The sequence below is a fragment of the Corallococcus sicarius genome (assembly GCF_003611735.1).
Classification (GTDB): domain Bacteria; phylum Myxococcota; class Myxococcia; order Myxococcales; family Myxococcaceae; genus Corallococcus; species Corallococcus sicarius.
In genome coordinates, this window is record NZ_RAWG01000616.1 from 1 (window position 1) to 1,566 (window position 1,566).

General features: G+C 67.7%; 1 protein-coding gene. It reads right to left on the minus strand.

The window, feature by feature from the left end:
* On the minus strand, positions 1-1,262 hold a 1,262-nt coding region (dnaB, locus tag D7X12_RS41250), incomplete at its 3' end, for a replicative DNA helicase (RefSeq protein ID WP_120630551.1).
* Positions 1,263-1,566 lie beyond the last annotated feature (304 nt).

Genomic DNA, 1,566 nt, shown 5'->3' on the forward strand with positions numbered 1-1,566 from the left:
CCACCACCGCCACCACCACCGCCGCCGCCTGCGCCGGGCTCGCCCTCGTCCTGATCCTCGCGGTGGATGAACATCACCACGTCGGCGTCCTGTTCGATGGAGCCGGACTCACGCAGGTCCGACAGCATGGGCTTGCCGCCCTTGCGCTCCTCCACCTTACGGTTGAGCTGGCTGAGAGCGATGATGGGCACCGACAGCTCCTTGGCCAGCTGCTTGAGCGCGCGCGAGATTTCAGCGACTTCCAACTGGCGGCTCTCCACCTTGCCCTTCTGGTGCATGAGCTGGAGGTAGTCGATGACGAGCAGCGACAGGCGCGGGTCCTTCTGCTTCACGCGCCGCGCCTTGGCGCGCAGGTCGAACGGGGACAGGCCGCCGGAGTCGTCGATGTAGATGGGCGCGTTGTAGAGCGCGCCCGCCATCTCCTGGAACTTCTCTTCGTCGTGGGGCGACAGCCGGCCGCCTCGCAGCTTCTTCATGTCCACGCGCGCGGTGGACGCGAGCAGACGCATGAGGAGCTGATCCGCGGGCATTTCCAGGCTGAAGATGCCGACCGCCTTGTTCTCCTTGAGCGCCGCGTGCACCGCGATGTTCATCGCGAGCGACGTCTTGCCGATGCCGGGACGCGCCGCGAGGATGATGAGTTCGCCGGCGTGCAGGCCGGTCAGCTGCATGTCCAGGTCGATGAAGCCCGTGGACAGGCCCGTCACGCCCGTGGACGCGGCCTTCATCTTGTCGAGCAGGTCGAGCGTCTGCTCCATCAGCTCGCTGACCGGACGCAGGTCGCCTTCGCGCTTCTTCTCCGCGAGGAGGAAGACCTTGCGCTCGGCCTCGTCGAGCAGGACCTCCAGCTCGCCCGTCTCCTGGCTGGCCAGGTCCTGGATTTCGCGGCCCACGTTGGCCAGGCGTCGGCGGATCGCCTGGTCCTTGACGATGTTGGCGTACTGGACCGCGTTGGCCGCCAGCGGGACGACCTGATCCAACCCCATCAGGTAGGCGGGGCCGCCCACGGCCACGAGCTGCCCGAGGATCTTCAGCTCCTCGGAGAGCGTCAGGTGGTCCACCTGCTTGCTCTGCGCGTCCAGCCGCATCATCGCGCTGAAGATCTGCGCGTGCGAGGGACTGGAGAAGTCGTCCGCGTGGATGACCTCCGCCACGGGCGTGATGAGCCCGTTGTCCGCCAGCACGGCGCCGAGCACCGCGCGCTCCGCGGCCAAGTCCTCGTGGACCCGCCGACCTTCCCTACCGTCCAGGACGTTCTGCATGGCTGCTTGGAACCTCTACAGGGAGCCTCTGACACGTTCCAGGGCCCGTCCAGTTTACAGGCAACAGACCTGTAGCATCCCCTCCGGGCAGGAAAACCCCCGGCCCCGGTGTGCTCCTGGAGGCCCGTGGCCCCGGACGCCCGGTGAACCCGGGAGCCTTGGCGCCCCTCACTCCGCCGCGCCCGTGGGCAACGTCAGCGTCAGCGGGTGCAGGGCCTGCAAGCCGCCAAAGCGCTTGGACACGCCATCCAATGTGAACACGAGAGGCCCTGTCCCTTCAGCGCGCGGCGAAGGCGCCGTTGCA